At 41.7% G+C, this 20,048-nt stretch carries 17 protein-coding genes and 3 pseudogenes; 17 read left to right on the forward strand and 3 right to left on the reverse strand.

The window, feature by feature from the left end:
* The first annotated feature begins 1 nt into the window (after position 1).
* Complete coding sequence (locus ACJYYY_RS02635; RefSeq protein ID WP_035315639.1) at positions 2-799, forward strand: tyrosine-protein phosphatase; 798 nt, start codon at positions 2-4, stop codon at positions 797-799.
* Positions 800-945: 146 nt separating this feature from the next.
* On the opposite strand, the gene ACJYYY_RS02640 is transcribed toward ACJYYY_RS02635, so the two are convergent.
* Complete coding sequence (locus ACJYYY_RS02640; protein ID WP_035315640.1) at positions 946-1,200, reverse strand: hypothetical protein; 255 nt, start codon at positions 1,198-1,200, stop codon at positions 946-948.
* 331 nt (positions 1,201-1,531) lie between these two features.
* On the opposite strand from ACJYYY_RS02640, the gene ACJYYY_RS02645 reads away from it, so the two are divergent.
* The 5 genes and pseudogenes from ACJYYY_RS02645 (at position 1,532) to ACJYYY_RS02665 (ending at position 5,995) form a co-directional block, all read left to right on the forward strand.
* Positions 1,532-2,881 (forward strand): bifunctional metallophosphatase/5'-nucleotidase, encoded by a 1,350-nt coding sequence (locus ACJYYY_RS02645; protein ID WP_408869077.1) that lies wholly within the window; start codon positions 1,532-1,534, stop codon positions 2,879-2,881.
* Positions 2,850-3,134, forward strand: a pseudogene (locus ACJYYY_RS02650) (YutD family protein); the annotation flags it as partial. The gene ACJYYY_RS02645 and the pseudogene ACJYYY_RS02650, both read left to right, overlap by 32 nt.
* A gap of 112 nt (positions 3,135-3,246) precedes the next feature.
* A complete protein-coding gene (locus ACJYYY_RS02655) occupies positions 3,247-4,029 on the forward strand; it encodes a TIGR01457 family HAD-type hydrolase (RefSeq protein ID WP_035315641.1) in 783 nt (260 codons plus the stop codon).
* A complete protein-coding gene (locus tag ACJYYY_RS02660; protein ID WP_408869078.1) occupies positions 4,013-5,242 on the forward strand; it encodes a CynX/NimT family MFS transporter in 1,230 nt (409 codons plus the stop codon). The genes ACJYYY_RS02655 and ACJYYY_RS02660 overlap by 17 nt, the downstream gene beginning before the upstream one ends.
* Positions 5,243-5,245: 3 nt before the next feature.
* Positions 5,246-5,995 carry an alpha/beta fold hydrolase gene (locus ACJYYY_RS02665; RefSeq protein WP_035315642.1) on the forward strand — a complete coding sequence of 250 codons (750 nt, stop codon included), beginning with the start codon at positions 5,246-5,248 and terminating at the stop codon, positions 5,993-5,995.
* 49 nt (positions 5,996-6,044) lie between these two features.
* Here the strand turns inward: ACJYYY_RS02665 and ACJYYY_RS02670 are convergent, their stop codons facing one another.
* A complete protein-coding gene (locus ACJYYY_RS02670; RefSeq protein ID WP_035315643.1) occupies positions 6,045-6,422 on the reverse strand; it encodes a hypothetical protein in 378 nt (125 codons plus the stop codon).
* 347 nt (positions 6,423-6,769) lie between these two features.
* Positions 6,770-7,382, reverse strand: a pseudogene (locus ACJYYY_RS02675) (transposase).
* A 237-nt stretch (positions 7,383-7,619) separates the two neighbouring features.
* Here ACJYYY_RS02675 and ACJYYY_RS02680 point away from each other — a divergent pair.
* The 11 genes and pseudogenes from ACJYYY_RS02680 to ACJYYY_RS02730 form a co-directional block, all read left to right on the forward strand.
* Positions 7,620-7,769, forward strand: coding sequence for a hypothetical protein (locus ACJYYY_RS02680; protein WP_408869079.1), 150 nt, complete (start codon positions 7,620-7,622; stop codon positions 7,767-7,769).
* A gap of 212 nt (positions 7,770-7,981) precedes the next feature.
* Complete coding sequence (locus tag ACJYYY_RS02685; protein ID WP_035314515.1) at positions 7,982-8,728, forward strand: DeoR/GlpR family DNA-binding transcription regulator; 747 nt, start codon at positions 7,982-7,984, stop codon at positions 8,726-8,728.
* Positions 8,729-8,730: 2 nt separating this feature from the next.
* On the forward strand, positions 8,731-9,642 hold the full coding sequence (pfkB, locus tag ACJYYY_RS02690; protein WP_035314513.1) for a 1-phosphofructokinase: 912 nt from the start codon (positions 8,731-8,733) through the stop codon (positions 9,640-9,642).
* A 12-nt stretch (positions 9,643-9,654) separates the two neighbouring features.
* Positions 9,655-11,529 carry a fructose-specific PTS transporter subunit EIIC gene (locus ACJYYY_RS02695; protein ID WP_035314512.1) on the forward strand — a complete coding sequence of 625 codons (1,875 nt, stop codon included), beginning with the start codon at positions 9,655-9,657 and terminating at the stop codon, positions 11,527-11,529.
* A gap of 315 nt (positions 11,530-11,844) precedes the next feature.
* Positions 11,845-12,702, forward strand: coding sequence for an HAD family hydrolase (locus ACJYYY_RS02700; protein ID WP_035314510.1), 858 nt, complete (start codon positions 11,845-11,847; stop codon positions 12,700-12,702).
* 36 nt (positions 12,703-12,738) lie between these two features.
* Positions 12,739-14,043: a hemolysin family protein gene (locus ACJYYY_RS02705; RefSeq protein ID WP_035314509.1), complete on the forward strand. Its 1,305-nt coding sequence runs from the start codon at positions 12,739-12,741 to the stop codon at positions 14,041-14,043.
* A gap of 152 nt (positions 14,044-14,195) precedes the next feature.
* Positions 14,196-14,927: a (Fe-S)-binding protein gene (locus ACJYYY_RS02710; protein WP_035314507.1), complete on the forward strand. Its 732-nt coding sequence runs from the start codon at positions 14,196-14,198 to the stop codon at positions 14,925-14,927.
* 16 nt (positions 14,928-14,943) lie between these two features.
* Entirely contained in the window at positions 14,944-16,428 is a 1,485-nt protein-coding gene (locus tag ACJYYY_RS02715; RefSeq protein WP_035314506.1) for a LutB/LldF family L-lactate oxidation iron-sulfur protein, read from the forward strand.
* Complete coding sequence (locus ACJYYY_RS02720; RefSeq protein ID WP_035314505.1) at positions 16,412-17,125, forward strand: lactate utilization protein C; 714 nt, start codon at positions 16,412-16,414, stop codon at positions 17,123-17,125. Before ACJYYY_RS02715 ends, ACJYYY_RS02720 begins: the two co-directional genes overlap by 17 nt.
* Before the next feature lie 173 nt (positions 17,126-17,298).
* Complete coding sequence (locus ACJYYY_RS02725; protein WP_035314503.1) at positions 17,299-19,368, forward strand: Na+/H+ antiporter; 2,070 nt, start codon at positions 17,299-17,301, stop codon at positions 19,366-19,368.
* 177 nt (positions 19,369-19,545) lie between these two features.
* A pseudogene (locus tag ACJYYY_RS02730) lies at positions 19,546-19,994 on the forward strand (IS3 family transposase); the annotation flags it as partial.
* Positions 19,995-20,048: the final 54 nt, after the last annotated feature.

Below are 20,048 nucleotides of genomic sequence, written 5' to 3' on the forward strand. Positions count from 1 at the left end.
AATGAAGATGAAGATGAATTTGCACAATCCGTTTATTAAACTTGAAGGTGCGGTTAACGTGAGGGATTTAGGTAATTATGTGACCACTGAAAATCGCGTAACGAAATCGAATCGCCTGATCCGTGGAGCAGCCTTAAACGATATTACAGCGGCAGATAAAGCCAAAATATATGATGAATTAAATATTCGTCAAGTGATTGATTTTAGAACATTAGCCGAAATTGCAGAACTACCCAATCAACGAATTGAAGGCGTAGTGGATACGAACATCGCGGTCATGTCCGATTTAGGACATGGTGCGAGCCTTGCTGATATAATCGCTGAAGTTTCGAAGGCACCAACTTCAAATGCCTTTTTGATGGAAATTAACCGTCGCTTAGTGATAGAAGAAACAGCACAAGCGGGTTACCGTCAATTTATGCAAGGCTTATTAGCAACACCTGATTCAGCGACTTATTGGCATTGTGCGGCAGGTAAAGATCGGACTGGGTTTGGCGCAGCGTTAATTTTAAAAACGTTGGCAGTCGATAACAAGACGATTTTACGTGATTATTTATTGAGTAACCCTGGTCGTGCGGAAGAAAACAAACGGAAGTTAGCTGAAATAAGCGCGAGTATGCCACTAGAACCAGCAGTTTATCAAGCGATTAAACGAGGACTAGAAGTAAATGGTCATTATATTTTAAATGCGCTCCAAACAATTGATGATAACTATGGTTCAACGACAGACTATTTACATGAAGTGATTGGTTTCTCAGAGAACGACATTAACGATTTTAAGCAAATATACCTCAAATAAAAAAAACGCCGAAGGGCGTTTTTTTATTTAAGGTATATTCTCCGCTTTTATTTTTCCAGCTGTTTCAGCCAGAACTGAGGAAATTTCACTCCCTCACTTGCCGACGGTAAATAATCGGCAAATCGGTAGTTCCAATTTCGACAGTTCTAACGAGCTGACTCCGCTTTTATTTTTGAGCGTTGACGTTTAAGCGTGCTATAGCATAAGCGCTGATTAAAGCCTAACGCAAAGGTGAAAATGAGGCAGCCAGCAATGAGGCGAGCCAATGTTATCCAGTGAGCAGTAGTAATGAGGGCTGTAATGAGCCAATCACTTAGATAAAAACCGATGACACTAATGCAAATAAAAATAGTTAATTGGATTAAGAATCTTAAAAAGATTGATGAATGTTGTGGCGTCATAATAAGCGCCTCCTTACGAGATTAGTTGGTGGAGAGGGTGCGACTATGTATTCATTAAGTCGTTGTAGTTAGATAATGTATTAGTTTGGTTCGATGCGTGATAGCGATGGTCATTAAAACAACGCATCAATCCGCGATTAGGAACATTGCTAATTATAGGCTTAAATTAAAATAAAACAATATTCTTTTTGAGAACAATGAGAGCTTTCTCATCTCATTTTAATCTTAATAAAGCAACTGTAACGAAAAGCCTAGCAGATTGCCTCGTGTCGGACTACTTTTTTGCTATAATGTAAGAGTATTGAAATTTAACGGAGAAGAGGCGACGGTTATGGAATTGAAACTCTATCATACGAATGACATTCATAGTCATTTGGAAAACTGGCCTAAAATCCATCGGTTTCTAACGGCTAAAAAAAAGGAAGCAAGCCCAGCGCTGTTTTTTGATATTGGTGATTTTATTGATCGTGTGCACCCACTAACAGATGCGACAGCAGGCCAGGCAAACGTGAGGTTACTTAATACCATCCCGTATGATGCCGTCACAATTGGCAATAATGAAGGCACCACCTTGACGAAAGGAGCGTTGCAAAAATTATATGCAACTTTCAGTGGCGACGTTATTTGCGCCAATCTGACCGATGACTTAGGAACCTTTCAACCATTTGTTATTTATGAACGTGGTACTGAAAAAGTTGCAGTGATCGCCTTAACGGTTATTTTTGCCCAATTTTATGAGCTGTTACAGTGGGAAACAACCGATCCCTTCGTGGCATTAGAGGCTGTTCTACCACAGTTACCGTCGGATGTGAGTGCGATTGTTCTCATGTCGCATCTTGGTTTGCCGGTTGATGAACAACTGGCTGAACAGTTTCCGCAACTGACTGTGATTTTAGGATCACACACCCATCATCTCTTACAAGCGGGTAAGCTTATTAATGGAGTATTGTTGGGAGCCTGTGGTCGCTACGGTGAATACATTGGCGAGGTGACGCTTAATATCGTTGGCCGAACGGTTATTCACAAAGAAGCGCAGGTTCATCTAGTCGCGACGTTAGCGGCAAGCCCAGCTGATCATTTGCAAACGGAAGCTTTTTTCAACGAAGGAAAACAGTTGCTCAATCAAACGGTCGCCATTTTAGATGCGCCATTGTCATATAGCTGGTATGAAGAGAGCCCACTCTCGCAATATGTGAATGAAATTGTCTGTGAGGCAACTGGTGCAGATAGTTTCTTAGTGAATGCGGGCATCTATTTAACCGCACTACCACAAGGACGTGTAACGCGTTTTGACATGCACCAATGTTTACCACATCCATTGAATCCGTTTATGTTACATTTAACAGGGAATCAACTGCTGTTCTTGGCCCGCCAAATTCGTGAAAAAGCAACCGACTTACGTGATCATCCACTGAAAGGATATGGTTTTCGTGGCCAAATATTTGGACAAGTGTTGTTGCCACGTATTAGTTATGACACAAATGATTTCGTTTTGTGGGATAATAAACCACTCAAACGTGATAAAATATATAAGATAGTCACAACGGATACCTTCATTTTTTCACCGTTATTTCGTGTGATAAGAGAGCTGTCGTTTTCGTTAGAAAGTGACTTGTTTATTCGTAATTTAGTCGAACAGAAATTAACCAATGAAACGAGGGACTACGATGTTAATGATTAATGGTCAACCTTACGAAGTCGTGCGCGACTATCGTGAAGGCTTTCAAGAAGAAATGTTTTTAGAACGATACAGTGAAGTATTAAAAAAATATGATTACATTGTTGGTGATTGGGGTTACGAAAAACTACGTCTTAAAGGTTTTTTTGAGGATAACAATAAAAAGGCGAACTTTGATGCCCGAATTAGTACATTGAACGATTACTTATATGAGTATTGTAACTTTGGCTGTGCTCACTTTGTGTTGAAGAAATTACCGATGTCGATGGCACCGGCAGAGCCAACAATTCCAGCAGAAGTAACCGAACCAGTGACAGAAACAGTAATACCAACGTCAAGCGTTAATCAAGAAGGCGAGGCGGTAACAAATGAAACAATATAAAGCTTACTTATTTGATTTAGATGGTACCATCTATCATGGACAACAACCGATTCCAGCAGCGGTTGCGTTTATCCAACGATTGGCTTCTTTGAAAATCCCTTATCTTTTTGTTACCAACAATTCAACCCGTTCGCCAGAACAGGTCGCACAACGCTTACAAGCGATGAACGTGCCCGCGTTGGCAACTGATATTGTGACATCATCACAAGCAACGGTGCATTACTTGCAAACACACAACATTGGCAAGCAAGTCTATGCGATTGGGCAATCAGGCTTGACCGATGAGCTCGCCGCCGCTGGCTATGAACAAACGTTGGCACAACCTGATGCGGTTGTGATTGGACTAGATCCGGCCGTGACTTATCAAGAACTTGCGCATGCAACGCAGGCGATTGCCGCAGGAGCCGTCTTTATTTCGACTAATCCCGATAAAGCAGTACCACTCGAAGGTGGTTTAATGCCGGGAAATGGAGCATTAACAGCCTTTGTGGCAACGGCAACAGCGCAGGAACCGATTTTTATCGGCAAACCGTATCCGACCTTAATGGCCTTGGCATTAGACCGTTTACAGCTCTCAAAAGAAGAGGTTGTAATGGTCGGTGATAATTACTTAACCGATATTTTGGTCGGTATTAATTATGGCATTGATACGCTCTTAACATTAACAGGTTATACACAACGTGAGGATTTAGCAGCGGTAGCAGCGCAACCAACGTATATTGTGGAGTCACTAGCCGATTGGGCGGGTGTCGATGAGACAGTCAATTAAGCGTCAACCAAAGTCGTATTTATTGCTGTTTGCCATATTTATTTTGGCGATGAATTTACGGGCACCGATTACCTTATTAGGACCATTAACGAATGAAATTAAGCTTGATTTAAACATGTCTGCCACGGTAGCAGGTTTAATTACGACCTTACCCGTATTAGCCTTCGCAGCTATTTCACCATTTATTTCGCGAATTGGCAACCGGTTCGGGATGAAAAATGTGCTATTTTCAGCCGTGCTTTTTTTATTCTTAGCGAGCGTGGCGCGCTTACTTGGAGGAACGACGCTCTTTTTAGTGGGGACCTTTTTTGTTGGGTTGGCCATTGCGTTTGCCAACGTCTTGCTACCCGCGTTAATTAAGATGGATTTTCCGTTACGCATCGGTTATATGACCGGTCTTTATACGCTGTTTATGAACATGACGGCAGCGATAGCGAGTGGTACAAGTGTCCCACTATCAAGTGGTTTAGGCATTGGTTGGCGTGCGACTACTGGCATTTGGGCAGTCATTGCCTTCGTCGCCATCATTCTCTGGATGCCGCAACTGCGCAAACAACCTCGAGAAAGTGTCGCTTCGAGTTTACACACACAGCCGACAGTCACCAAAGTGAACATGTGGTGCAACCCGATTGCTTGGGCCGTGACGATTTTCTTTGGAATTCAATCGTTGTCGTTTTATAGTATGGTGGCTTGGTTACCGACGATGCTCAGCAATACCGGTATGTCACCAACAACAGCAGGATGGGTCTTGTTCACCGTCCAAATGGCGCAGTTGCCAGCCTCGTTTGGTGTGGCGCTGTTATCGGATCGTTTGAAAAACCAACGCAGTCTCGTGCTCGTTGGTGGGGCAACCTTTTTCATCGGTTTTGGTGGGCTGCTTTACACGTTAGCTACGGCTGATTTCCGCTTTATTTGGCTCGCTGCCATCGCTCTTGGCATCGCTGGTGGTTTAACCTTTGGCCTATCAATGATGTTTTATAACTTGAAAACAGAGACCGTACGTGAAGCGTCTGATCTATCAGGCATGTCTCAGGCTGTCGGTTATTTATTCGCCGCGATGGGTCCAACCTTCTTTGGCCTGCTTCATGATGTAACAGGCTCATGGCTCACGACCGTTTACGTCTTAATTGCGACTATTTTTGTGATTGTCGCCTTTGGTTTATTTGCCTCACAAAATAAAAAAGTGAGCTTTTATGCGAATAGAAGGAGGTAAGTGATGAAAAAAATCACCTTTGAAAATGCGAAGAAGCAACCACTCATCGGTTGTTTCTATGCGGGTCAGCGTCAGACGGCAGTGATTCTCGTTCATGGTTTTTTATCAAACAAACGCTCAAGTGGTCGGTTCGATAAAATTGCACAGCGTTTTAATACCATTGGTTACCCGGTACTAAGTTTTGATTTTGGTGGCTGTGGGGAATCAGTCGATATGCCGATTTCATTGCAGTCGTTAATTAGCGATTTAGAAGTAGCTAAAGCCGTGTTACGGTCCCAGGGCTATCAAAAACTTGTGTTATACGCTCATAGCTTAGGTGGACTTGTCTCATTACATTGCCTCGATGAGGACGTTGAAACAGTCATTTTAACGGGGCCAGTGACAGGTCCCGTTCCATTTGCTGCCATCTCGCAATTACAACCTGAGCAAACCGAATGCTTGGCTCAAAAAGGGTATTATTATGAGCGCCTAGCAAATGATGACTGGCGCGATCAAATGTGCGTCAGTGCTGCGATGATTAATGATTTTGAAACGGTTGACCAACAACAATTATGGCAGGCGGTCACCGTCCCAGTCTTGATTATTCATGGCACTGAGGCAGAAGAAGCAGTGCTTAAACAAAACAGTGAACGTTTAACACTGCCGTCGGGTTCAAAATTGGTGGTGTTTGAAGGGGCTGACCATGGTTTCTTTGAACAATTTGCTGCGATTGAAACACTCGTGAGTCAGTGGTTGCTTGAACATACGAACTAAAAAGAAAACAAACAGCTATTTTCACTGACAATAGCTGTTTGTTTTCTTTTTAGTTATTTAATATAGACAATACATCTTTTGAAAAATCAGTACTTGCTGCATGTTCAAGCCACCGCCAGTCTCCAGCTAAGTTAATTTCTAAAAAATACCAAGTATTTTGATAAAAAATTAAGTCGACTGTTCCAATCTTTAAGTCTATTGGTAATTTGTACTCGAGCATTTTAATACCTCTAATATCTTCAAAGTGCCAATCATCACTCTGTACATTACTATATTTGAGACTAGAAATTTTATCACCAAATACATTTATACGATATTCAACACTCTTATTTTTAGGGAGAAGCTCTTGATAGATAACAGGAGCTGCTTTGATGTTTTCTTGTTTTACGTCATCTAAGGTATTGAATGTTCTACCATAAAAATCCAATAATGCTCCATCGCTTCCATATATAGAATGATGTTTTAGTGCTTTTGCGAAAAAATTCGTTTTGAAATCACGAAAGAAGAGGTCTAAATCTTTTTTTGAATTTGTAATAATTGTATGTGGTATTGAGAACCCACTTTTTTTTAGCTTCTTTAAGTTGTAACGGTTTTGAAATTTGCCTTCGAACAGGGGTGAGTGATTTGTGGGAAGACAATTCTAAGATAGAATAAAACAATTCAGTCCACTCATATAAAAGATATTTGTGAAGGGTATATTCCAGATTTTGAAAAAAGAAAAAATTATCATTATTGAAATACCTAATCCAAATAAAATCAAATTCATATGATTTGTCAAATTAAGTTGGACAATTGTTCTTCATTTACGTAACTCAAAAACACTTCCAATGGTGTCCGGTAGTTTAATGATTTTCTTGGGATGTGATTTCTTTTTGAAGCAACAGCTGAAATGAAGTTTTGGTCAACTTGGTTAAAGTCCATCTTTTTTGGCAAGCCATTTCGACGCAAAATGCCATTAGAATTTTCGTTTAGACCGCGACGTTCGTTGTGTCCGTTTGGCTTACGTTTACCTTTCATTGGTAGCTTTGTGATATCGAAGTCGTTCGCTTTAAATAGGCGATAGAGCGTTCTAACAGAACATGAGATAGGTATCTCAGCACGACCAATAATCACATCAGGTGTCCAGCCTTTAGCTGTCATTTTCTGAATGTAAGTTTGTTGATCCGTACTTAAAATGATAGGTCGTCTGCCACAATATGTTTTATTTTCTTTGTATTTTTGATAATAATCACTGGCTGAGGAACCTTTCTTAAAAAAATTGTAGACATTATAAATCGTTTGTCTTGAACATCCTAGTCTCTTCAATCCGGTTAAAACAGATTGTTTCGTTTGGAAATAGGCTTCTATCATTACAAGTACATTTGGTGTAGAGATGTTTATAGGTCATTTGTCTACACTCCTAATAATTCTTTGGTCGGAACTATTTTGAGTGTCGCACAAATGACTTTTTTATTTGTCTAGCTTAATTTTACTATCGGCGATTGCATATTAATAATATTTATCATTCAGTAAATAGCCTCCCAAAAAAAGTGTGTTTTCCGACTTTAATTATTTGACTAATCAGATAATTAATTATATCACGTGTTTAAAAAAGTGAATAGCTTTATTTTGGAGGGTGATAAGAATGAATATTTCTGAATGTAAATTAGCTGAAGCACTCATTGCTAACGAATCGTCACAAATGAGTTCAGAAGGATGGATAGTTTACCAAGAAGCTTATTCTGAATCTGTTTTGGCAGACTCAGATAAAGTAGAGAAAAAAGACTTTGAATAAAAGCCATCTATTAGAGAAAATTCTAATAGATGGCTTTTATTCATATGGGTTACAGAAATAAATACGTCAAGTGTCACGACGCAATGAAAAAGTCGTTGTCCTAGCACTGATGGAACCGTTTTCGCGAAAATGACAGAATTTGAATGTTTTTGAAAGAAAACGCTTGCTTTTGACCGTTTGCATGCTATAATAAAAACAAATGGAGGGATGACATGTTAACTGCCGAACGACACCAACGCATAACAACTCTAATTGAACAGCAAGGTATTGTTAAATTAAATCAACTCGTCACCTTAATCGGGGCATCAGAGTCAACGATTCGTCGCGATTTAAGCGAACTCGAAGAACAGCAATTACTGAAACGTATTCATGGGGGCGCGACCCGTTTTTATGTCGCTGAAAAAGAACCGGCGATGTCAGAAAAAACAACGCAACACGTACAACAAAAACAAGCAATTGCCAAAGCAGCGGCTGCCTTAATTCAAGCCGACGAATGCATCTACATCGATGCAGGCTCAACCACCTTAGCGATGATTCCGTTTATTACGGCACCAAATGTAACCGTTGTCACGAATGGTTTGCCACATTCAGTCGCATTAGCACAACAACAATTGACCACTTATACGATTGGTGGCAAGGTGAAATTGAGCACGTTAGCGGCGGTCGGAGCGATTGCATCAGAAACAATCAAAAACTATCATTTTGATCGTGCTTTTATCGGTGCCAACGGGTTTGATAGCGCAAAAGGCTATACGACACCCGATCCCGACGAGGCCCAGATTAAACGCTTAAGCAGCACACTCGCCAATGTTACTTATGTGTTAGCCGATAGTAGTAAAAGCGGGCGCAGTTACTTTGCTAAAATTTGTCAACTGAGTGATGCGACACTCATAACTAATCAGCTCGAATCAGACGAGCGTACACGCATTTCGCAAAAAACAACGATAATCGAGGGATAAAGATGATTTATACAGTGACTTTAAATCCGGCAATTGATTACATTGTCGAAGTAAACGACTTAACCGTCGGTGAAGTAAACCGCATGCATAACGATTTGAAATTACCAGGTGGAAAAGGCATTAATGTGTCACGCATTTTGAATGAACTAACCGTCGCTAACCAAGCACTTGGTTTTTTAGGAGGCTTTACCGGTGAATTCATTAAAAACTGTTTGAATGACTTTAAGATTCCGAATAATTTCATTCAGATTGCAGCCGATACCCGCATTAATGTGAAGCTAAAGGCAACTGCTGAGACCGAAATCAACGCACAGGGCCCTGCTATTACACCCGCAGAAGCTAAGCAGTTATTGGCACAGTTTGATGAATTGCAAGCAGCCGACATCGTCATTTTATCAGGCAGCATTCCGCCAGCACTCGGACGTGATTTTTATGATAAAATCATCGCCAAAGTGAAGCAGGCCGGTGCCCAATTTGTGATTGATACAACCGGTGATCCATTGGAACGGGCGTTGGCTCAAAAGCCTTTATTAGTGAAGCCTAATCATCATGAATTGGCTGATTTGTTTCACGTGAGTTTAGAGACAAAGGACGACATTATTACATACGGACAAAAACTGCGGAGATTGGGCGCCCAAAATGTGTTGGTTTCAATGGCTGGCGCCGGCGCGATTTTAATAACGGCTGAAGGTGTGTTCGAAAGTAACGTACCAACAGGCACGGTTAAAAATTCAGTCGGCGCGGGTGATTCAATGATTGGGGGCTTTATCGGAGCTTTTGTTCAAACCGGTGATTTATTAACAGCGTTTCAAACAGGTGTTGCCACAGGGAGCGCAACTGCCTTTTCATATGATATTGCAACAGCGGCTGAAATCGCTAACTTAGTACCAACCGTAAATGTAACTAAAAAATAAGGGGTGCACACAATGAAAATTTCTGAATTATTGTTACCAGAGGTGATGGTCATGAACATGACCGCCTCTACAAAAATCGAAGCGCTTAATGAATTGGCGGGTCGTTTAAATGATGCGGGTCGTCTCGCTGATTTAGAGTTGTTTAAAGCGAAACTGCTCGAACGCGAAGCGCAATCAAGTACTGGGATTGGTGAAGGGGTAGCAATGCCACACGCAAAAACGAGCGCGGTGACACAACCGACCGTTGTGTTTGGTAAAAGTGAAAGCGGCATTGAGTTTGAGTCGTTAGATGGTGCGCCAGCTGAGCTGTTCTTTATGATTGCTGCACCAGCTGATGGGGCGGATGTCCATCTCCAAACAATTGCTGCCTTATCGCGGTTGTTAATTGATGCTGACTTCATGGCACAACTTAAAGCGACAACGACACCAGCAGAAGTAATTGCTTTGTTTGATGCCAAACAAGCGGAAACAGCTGCAACAGATGAAGGTGTACCAACGACGTCGTCAACAAAGTTTGTTGTGGCCGTAACAGCCTGCCCGAATGGGATTGCCCATACATATATGTCTGAAGATGCCTTGCTTAAAAAAGGTGCTGAACTCGGGATTGGAATTCGGGTTGAAACAAATGGGTCTGAAGGGGCTAAAAATGTTTTGACTGCCGCGGAAATTGCTCGCGCCGATGGTGTCATTATTGCGGCCGATAAAAAAGTAGAGATGGATCGTTTTGACGGGAAACCACTCTTGAAACGACCTGTCACCGATGGCTTTCGTAAGTCAGAAGAACTCGTAACACGTGCTTCAGTTGGTGATGCCCCGATTTTTCATGGCAGCGGCTCAACTGAGTCGAACAACTCGAAAGAAAATGACGAGTCAATTGGGAGTCGTATTTATAAAGACTTAATGAATGGGATTTCACACATGCTGCCATTTGTCATTGGTGGTGGGATTTTACTGGCACTCTCATTCATCTTTGAAAATAACTTTGGTACCGACAATACGATTTACAAATTACTGTCAACCATTTCAGGCGGAGAAAAAGGTGCCTTTCTGTTCTTAATGCCAATTTTAGCTGGCTTTATTGCCATGAGTATTGCGGATAGACCAGGGTTAATGCCTGGTATGGTTGGTGGTTTGATGGCTGTACACGCGAATGCTGGTTTCTTAGGGGCATTAGCTGCCGGTTTCCTAGCCGGTTACATCGTTTTAGGCTTACGTAAAGTATTTGCTCAGCTACCTAAGATTTTAGCTGGTATTAAACCGATGTTACTTTATCCGATTTTTGGCCTGTTATTAACGGGTGCTGTGATGTTTTATGTGTTTGACCCTGTCTTTGGTTGGTTAAATGATATTTTAACAACAGGCTTAAACTCAATGGGAACTGGTAATGCGATTATTTTAGGTGTTGTTCTTGGTGGGATGATGGCGATTGATATGGGGGGGCCCTTTAATAAAGTAGCCTATGCTTTTTCAATAGGTGTCTTTACAACGAGCGGTAATACAAATGGTTTAATGATGGCAGCTGTTATGGCTGGTGGGATGGTTCCACCATTCGCAACGGCCTTAGCATCGACCTTCTTTAAAAATAAATTCACAGCCGAAGAACGCAATGCTGGTATTTCGAACTATGTGTTAGGGGCAACCTTTATTACCGAAGGTGCGATTCCCTTTGCAGCAGCCGATCCAATTCGTATCATCGTCTCAAGTGTCATCGGTGCTGCCATTGCAGGTGGTTTAACACAATTGTGGGCGATTAACTTCCCAGCACCACACGGTGGTTTCATTTTAGCTGCCTTGGCTAATCACCCGTGGTTATTCGTTCTTGCAGTGGCAATCGGTTCAGTCGTTGCCGCTATCATTATGGGACTATGGAAGAAACCATTAAAGTGAAATGAAAGTGAAAACAACAGGTTAGAACTGTAGAAATTGGAACTACCGAATGTGTCGATTATTTACCGTCGACAGATGAGGGAGTGAAATTTCCTAAGTTCTGGTTGATGGAACTGGAGAAATGAAAGTGAAAACAACCGGTTAGAAACATATCTTTTTAACTTCAGTCTCACACAGTAGCGACGATCTTTGTCGCTACTCTTTTTTTGTTTTCAAAAAGGAGCAGGTGAACAATTAATAAACTCTTAACATGCATAAATAAAAATTTATGGTATTCTATAGTAATAGCAATTAAATGATGAAAGGTGATTAGTAATGAGTATAGAAAAAGTGAAGGTTATTTTTACCGATTTAGATGGGACATTATTAAATAGTGAAAACAAAGCAAGCGAGCGTTCATTAAACTATTTAATGGAATTAAAAGCACGGGGGTACCTCATTTTTGTGTGTACAGGACGTACAATCGAAGAAATGAAAGGTGCCTTTTCAGTGCCGTTTGAACCCACTGGAATGGTAACGACAAACGGAATGGCCGTTTACCTAGAAGGTAAACTCGTTGAAAAAAATGCCTTAACAGCAGAATTGGTCACAGAATTAGTTGAACGTGCCCGTGAAGTTGAAATGTACTACGAATTAAATCCGATTTCGGGCAAACGTCGTATTTATCAAGCAGATGAACAGTGGATTCGTCAACATATTGCCGGTGGACAACCTGCCAGCGTAGAAGATGGTGAATTTTTATCACGCGAAAACGCGATGGAAGCGGGCGTCGTCGATTGGATTCCAGTCGGTACACATGAAGACATCGCTAAAATCTATTTTTATCATGGTGATCCAGCTGAAATTATCGCCTTCAATAAGAACTTAAGTGCTCTGGCCAAAGTACAACCCTTTGCTAATTTTTCATCATCGGCAAATAACATCGAATTGATTGTCGAAAACATTTCGAAAGCATCAGGCATTCGATACGTGCTCAATCATTTTAAACTAAAACCAGAAAACATTTTAGTATTTGGTGACAGTTACAATGATGTGCCGATGTTCGAGTTAGCTGGTCAATCAGTGGCGATGCAAAATGCGGTGCCAGAAATCAAAGCACTGGCAACGGCTATCAACCCTTATACGAATGAAGAAGATGGTGTCTACCGCTACCTTCACGAACTGTTTAACTAAGATGTCTAACAGTCGTAAACATAGAGGAGATAGAAGATGGACGTTGTGAATTCGCTCGCAGTTATTGTATTAATCATCATCACCGGTTTTTTTGTGGCCTCCGAGTTTGCCATCGTAGCGCTTAAACCGACAAAAGTAAGAGAATTAGAAGAATCTGGCAATAAAAAGGCCAAATACGTGCGTGTGATTACATCACGAATGAATGATTACTTAGCTGCCTGTCAGCTCGGAAACACACTCGCGGCCCTAGCCCTTGGGTGGATTGGTGAAGCAACAATGCATCATTGGTTGCAACCGCTATTCAATGTGTTACCGTTAACACCAGCCTTACAAGGACCAGTTGCTGTCGTAATTTCCTTTTTGGCGATTACATACATCAATGTCGTGGTCGGAGAATTAGCACCGAAAACATTATCAATTCAAGCGGCCGATAAGGTGGCATTAATTGTTGCGCGACCGCTTATTGCTTGGTACTATGCGATGTATCCGTTCAACTGGTTACTCAATGAATCGGCTAATCTGATTACACGCTTATTTGGTGTCAAACGTGACGTCCCCCTCAACAATGGTGTGACACCAACAGAGTTGAAAATCATTTTAAATGACAGCTATCGTCAAGGAATCGTTAATCCAATGGAATATGAGTATGTGCAAAATATCTTTAAACTGGATGACATCCATGTGCAAGAAGTGATGGTACCAAGAACTGAAGTGCAGGCCATTAACGTCGATCAAACCATCAATGAGTTGATTGAAATGTTTGCCGATCATCCGTTTGATAATTATTTAGTCGTTGAAAACAACGACAAAGATGAAGTTGTTGGTCTTTTACATGCAAAAACTATCATCTCGCAAATGGCAAATGACAAAAATATCTTTGAGCGTACCGTCGATTCGTTAATGATTCCCGAAATGAAAGTATTTGAAGGCAATAACTTGCAAGAAGTGTTGCACCAAATGCGACAAGGACACCAAAATTTTGCAGTTGTAACCGATGAATACGGTGGTACGAGTGGCATCATTACGATTGAAGACATCCTCGAAGTGATTGTTGGTGATTTAGATGAGGTCAATGAGTCGGGCAAGGTACGGGTAATTGCACCCAATCATTATATGATTCCCGGTGACGAATTGTTAATTGACGTTGACGAGCGTCTGGGCACCAATTTGGCCAATCATTTTGTCCATACCATGGGTGGATGGGTGCTATACACTAATTTTGCTGCGATTGAAGGGACTGTTATTGAAGAAGCGGGGTATCGCTTTAAGGTGGTTAGCACATCAAATCATGCGATTCAGCTCGTTGAAGTTCAAAAAGTCCCATTAATAACAAAAAAATAGTTAAATAAGGCGAAACGTAGTCAAATGACTGCGTTTTTTTATTTTATCTAACCGTTTAGCCTTTTGATAATAGATATTATGACTTATAAAAGTTATACTATAGGAGTAGTTCTTACAAAATAGTGATAATAAACTGAAAGAAGGCTATGCTAGTGAAAGTGACCATTTTTTCGACATGTTTAGTAGACATGATGTTCCCCGAAGTAGGTAAGGCAATGGTTGAAGTGTTAGAACGCTTTGGCTGTGAAACAGAGCTACCTGGTTCGCAAATTTGTTGCGGCCAACCAACGTACAACAGTGGCTATCATAAGGATAGTCGCGCTTCAATGATCAATCAAATGAAAGCGTTTAATAACGCGACCTATGTCGTCGGACCATCGGGTTCATGTGTGGCGATGCTAAAAGAATATAAAGAAATTTTCGAAGATGACCCTGAGTACCGCGACATTGCTGCCGAGCTCCATGACAAAACCTATGAATTTACACAGTTTATTGTGAATGTCTTAGGGATAACGGATGTTGGTGCGCAATTAAGCGGTAAGGCAACCTATCATCGTTCGTGCCATATGACACGATTGCTCGGTGAAAAAAAGGCGCCTTATCAATTGTTAGCAGAAGTTAAAGACCTCGAAATGATTCCACTCGAACATATCGAAAACTGCTGTGGATTCGGTGGTACCTTCTCGGTTAAAATGCCTGACATTTCAGAGCAGATGGTGACTGAAAAAGTTGAAGACATCGTTAATACCGGTGCCGAAATTTTAATCAGTGCCGATATGGGCTGCCTGATGAACATCGGTGGCAAGTTTAACCGCGACGGTAAACGCATTCGTATTATGCACATCGCCGAAGTATTGAATCATAATGTAACAGTCAACGTTTAAGTGAGGAGTTGTAAAGATGCCAATTTCAACAAGTGATAAACCATTTAAAGAGCGGATTGATTTATCGAAGGAAGATAAATTCATGCAAAAAGCGGTCGAAAAATCACAGGATGTGCAATGGGAAAAACGTGAAGGCTCACGCGAACGCATCGGTAATTGGGAGCAGTGGCGTGAACTAGGCGAACAAATTCGGCAACATACGATTACCCATCTTGATTATTATTTGGAACAGTTTAGCGACAATGTCGCCAAGCGCGGTGGGCATGTCTTCTTTGCTGAAACGGCTGAAGATGCCAGTGACTACATTAAACAAGTAATTGAGCAGAAAAATAGTCAAAAAATCGTGAAGGCCAAATCAATGGTAACAGAAGAAATCGGGATGAATGAAATGATCCGCGAGCTGTCTCACATTGAGTTTTTTGAATCCGATTTAGCAGAATTCATCTTACAAGAAGATGACTGGGATGCGCCATCACATATCGTTTTTCCTGATATTCATAAAAACCGGCAACAAATCCGCCAAGTGTTTCATGATAAACTTGGTTATGAAGGTGATGATAATCCGCAACGGATGGCCCGGTTTGTGCGTGGTATTTTGCGTCAACATTTTTTAGAAGCAGATATCGGCATTACAGGTTGTAATTTTGCGATTGCCAATTCGGGTCAGGTTAATCTTGTGACGAACGAAGGAAATGCCGATTTAGTTGAGAGTATTCCTAAAACACAAATCGTCGTGATGGGGATGGAACGGATTGTTCCTAACATAGAAGATGCCGAAGTATTGGATAACTTGTTAGCCCGCAGTGCTGTTGGTCAAGATTTAACGACTTACATTACCTTTGCTGGACCAAAACTACCTGACGAGAGTGATGGACCAGAAGATTTTCATGTCGTCATCGTTGATAATGGCCGTTCAAAAGTGTTGGGAACGGAATTTCAATCGATTTTACAATGTATTCGTTGCGGTGCCTGCTTAAATGTTTGTCCGGTCTACCGTCACATTGGCGGCCATGGTTACGGTTCGATTTATCCAGGCCCAGTCGGCGCGATTTTATCACCGATTATTGGTGGCTATGACGAATTCAAAGAGTTACCGTTTGCCTCAAGTTTATGTGGGGCGTGTACGGATACGTGTCCGGTTAAAATTCCACTGCATCAGTTATTGATTGAGCATCGTCGCGTCATGACTGATGAGAAGAAGATGATGCACGGCTTCCAAGATGTACAGATGCGTGCGATTGCCTTAGGTACGGCCAAACCGTTCCTCTTTAAATCAGCCTTGAAAGTGGCGCATGCCGGTTTAGGTGTGCTCGCAAGCAAAGACCCGGTCGCCGCGATTAATTTTTCAACGAATGGCGTGATCAAAAAGGGGCCTGGTCTAATTAAAGGCTGGACCGACGTACGTGATTTACCACGGCCAGTAAAAGAAAAAGATAATTTCCGTTCATGGTTTAAAGAACGTGAAAAACAACGGGGTGACAAACATGACACAGATTCATAATCGCGATGCCTTTTTAAATGGCTTGGCACAAAAACTGGGACGTCCGCGAGAAACAGCCGATGTCACTCATTTTGAGCCGTTAAATAACTTATCACACACGCAGTTGGCGGATAAGTCACCAGATGAATTGTTGGCGATTTTACAGGCGAAATGCGAAACGTTACTCGCGGATGTCGTTTTAACTAAAGCGTCAGCATTAGCCGCTACTTTGCTGACAATTACCCGTCAATACGGCAGTGAAACGGTGATGACTTCCACCGATGAACGCTTTCACCAGTATGGGTTAGGTGACTTGGCGAACGGAACGTGGCCAGAGTCGACGGTCACGCACTGGTTGCCAGGGATCGAAAATCGTGAATTAAATATTACGAACGCCTCAAATGCCAACATTGGTATTGTCTTTGGTGATTATTTATTGGCTGAATCAGGCTCAGTGGTGGTCGAAACAACTCCGGGTCAAGGACGCGCCTTGCATTTTTTACCGGTACACTACATTGCCATCACGCCAAAAAGTCAACTTGTTCCCCGCATTACGCAGGCGGCTAAAGCTTATAATCGCCGGATTGAAGCGGGGGAACGGGTCGGATCAGCCATTAATGTTATATCAGGCCCGTCGAATTCGGCCGATATTGAATCAATCCTAGTTGTAGGGGTACATGGCCCGTTAAAGGTGACCTATATTGTGATTGAAGATTGAATACTACCGACGTCCTCCCACCGCTTTCACGGTGGAGGCGTTTTTTTTAGGAGGGGCGACAGTCCTCGTATGTTTTATCAAAAAATAGGACTAAGTATCTGGTCTTAATATTAGACGAACTATTAATTAGTATGAGATAATAAGAATAGAAAAAAATAGTAGGAGTTGGTTTGGTGGCAATATTTGATTTTATTTTAATAATGCTACTTATTATCGGTTTATCGCACGTTATTAATCGTTTTATTCCGTTTGTATCAGTACCATTGATTCAAATCGCTTTAGGAGCAGCCCTGTCGTTTATCCCTTCATTGTGGCATTTACAATTGGATCCGGAATTATTTTTAGTGCTTTTTATTGCCCCGTTACTTTTTAATGATGGTAAACGAGTGAACAGTGAAGCCCTCTGGAACTTACGGATCCCGATTGTGTTACTGGCAGTCGGACTTGTTTTTGTAACGACCTTTTTAGTTGGTTATTTTATCCACTGGATGATTCCAACAATTCCATATCCGGCAGCCTTTGCTTTGGCAGCGATTTTATCGCCGACCGATGCTGTTGCCGTGGGTTCATTATCTGATCGGATTAAACTGCCAAAAAACATCATGCAATTGCTTGAAGGTGAGGCTTTAATGAACGATGCTTCGGGCCTTGTTGCCTTTAAAATGGCCATTGCAGCAATGGTAACCGGCACCTTCTCATTATGGAATGCCGCTGGTAATTTTGTGGTGGTCGCCGTCGGTGGTTTAATTGTCGGAGCAATTGCCGCTTGGTTTATTCTCCGCATCCGTCATTGGTTGCGACGTTTCGGTATGGAAGATGTGACGATCCATCTCTTAATGCAAATTGTGACACCTTTTATTATTTACATCTTAGCTGAAGAAATTGGTGTCTCAGGCATTCTTGCTGTTGTTATGGCTGGTGTTGTGCATGGGATGGAGAAAAAGAGTGTCACGACCCAAGTCGTTAAGTTGAATTTAGTTTCGACCAGTACGTGGGATATTTTAGTGTTTATTCTCAATGGCTTAGTGTTTGTCATTTTAGGGTCACAAATTCCTGATATTTTAGGGAGTATTTGGGAAGATTCAGCGATATCCAATCAACGGGTCATCGTATATATTTTGATTTTATATGTTATCTTAATTGTGCTTCGTTTTGTATGGGTGTTTGGTTCATGGCTAGTGCCGCGTTTGCTCAGTAAACAAAAGCGCGACGATACGGACACAACCGTTAAAGAACAGCTCGAATCCAGTGCGATTATCTCAATCGCCGGTGTTCGCGGTGCAGTTACCTTAGCTGGGTCGATGTCGATTCCATTCGTCCTCGCAAGTGGGGCGATGTTCCCCGAGCGCGCGTTAATTATTTTCTTAGCCGCGGGTGTCATCCTCGTTTCATTAATCGTATCGAACGTTTTGTTGCCGATTATTTTAAAAGAGGAAGCTGAATTACAAGTCGGTGAATCGATTGAAGAAGCTGAAGCCCGAATTCAAATTGAAATTTTCCGCGATGTGATTCGCGAGTTAGAATCAGAGCCAGAGCCAGAAATAAAGGCGGCGGTGCAAGTTATTATTGAAGAATACCGGACTTCGATTCGTCGGGTGCAACGCGGTCAAATCGTTAACGAATACGGCATTCAAATGTCGGCAGATGAGAAAGCGTTACGGATTAAAGTGTTAACCATCCAAGAGGAGCTCTTACACCGTTACGTTGAAGAAGGTAAAATTAATAAGTTAATTGCGTATCGCTTATCCGAAACAATTCATGCGACGAAAACACGCATTGAACGACGGATACGCACGCGTCTCAATTATTACTTTGTAAGCATCATGCATGTGGCATTGCAACTGCGAAGTAAACGTCAAAAACGAGCAAGCGGTGAGAAGAAAAAATATTCACCTCAGGATTTGCAAGCGATTAAAGATTGGCGTGCAGAGAGTGGTCGCGCTGCGATGAGCTACTTGAATGAGCATGTTACACCAGAAAACAAACGCTTAGTGAGCTCAATTATTAGCGAACAATCAATGATTATTAGCCGCTTGAAAAATCAAACAGGTGCATTAAAACACAGTGCCGATTTTGAAATTATTAAAAATGATATTCGTATTCGAGCACTGCAAGCGGAGCGGGATTCGCTGCAACAATTTTATGAAGAAGGACGGATTTCACGGGAAATGGCCCACGACATTCGCCAAAACATTAACTTCATGGAAACTTATTTGTTGGATAGTCAATCCACCGAAGATTAAAAAAACAATCGCGTTCAGGCGGACTGACCCCTTAGGGTTAGACAAAACAAAAAAGCATCTTCAAAGAATTTTCGGGTATAGATACCTATTATTCTTTGGAGGTGTATTTTTTTATCGGCACACGTGTAAGTTATCTATATGAAATTAAAATGAAGGCTGTTGAGCTGAAACTATCTGGTATTCCAACGAAAAAGAAAGGGTCAATCGACAATTGTCGCAGAAAACTATCTAAAGCGCGAATTCTTTACGACAAAGCCGCTCGAAAGATTAGTAACGGATATTACCGCCTTGCCATTTGGTGGAAAAGTATTATATCTTTCCAGTATTATACGATTGGAGAAACGCAAGATACCTTACTTGTATTAGATACGTTGAATCAATTAACGAGCTTGCCCGAAGGGACAATGCGGCATAGTGATCATGGTTCTGTCTATACATCCGCAGCGTATCAAGAAGCAGTCAAAAGCAAAGGCATTACCAGGAGCATGTCCCGTGAAGGAATGCCCGCTGATAATGCCCCAATCGAATCGTTTCATTCCACGCTAAAGTCTGAAACGTTCTATCTCGACGGATTAACGCGAACAACAACGGTAATTGTTGAACGTACTGCCAGAGATTATATTGCCTAGTATAACGATTCTCGAATTCAATTGAAACTGGTTGGATAATACTTTTTTGTG

The sequence above is a fragment of the Brochothrix campestris genome (assembly GCF_046058945.1).
Lineage (GTDB): Bacteria > Bacillota > Bacilli > Lactobacillales > Listeriaceae > Brochothrix > Brochothrix campestris.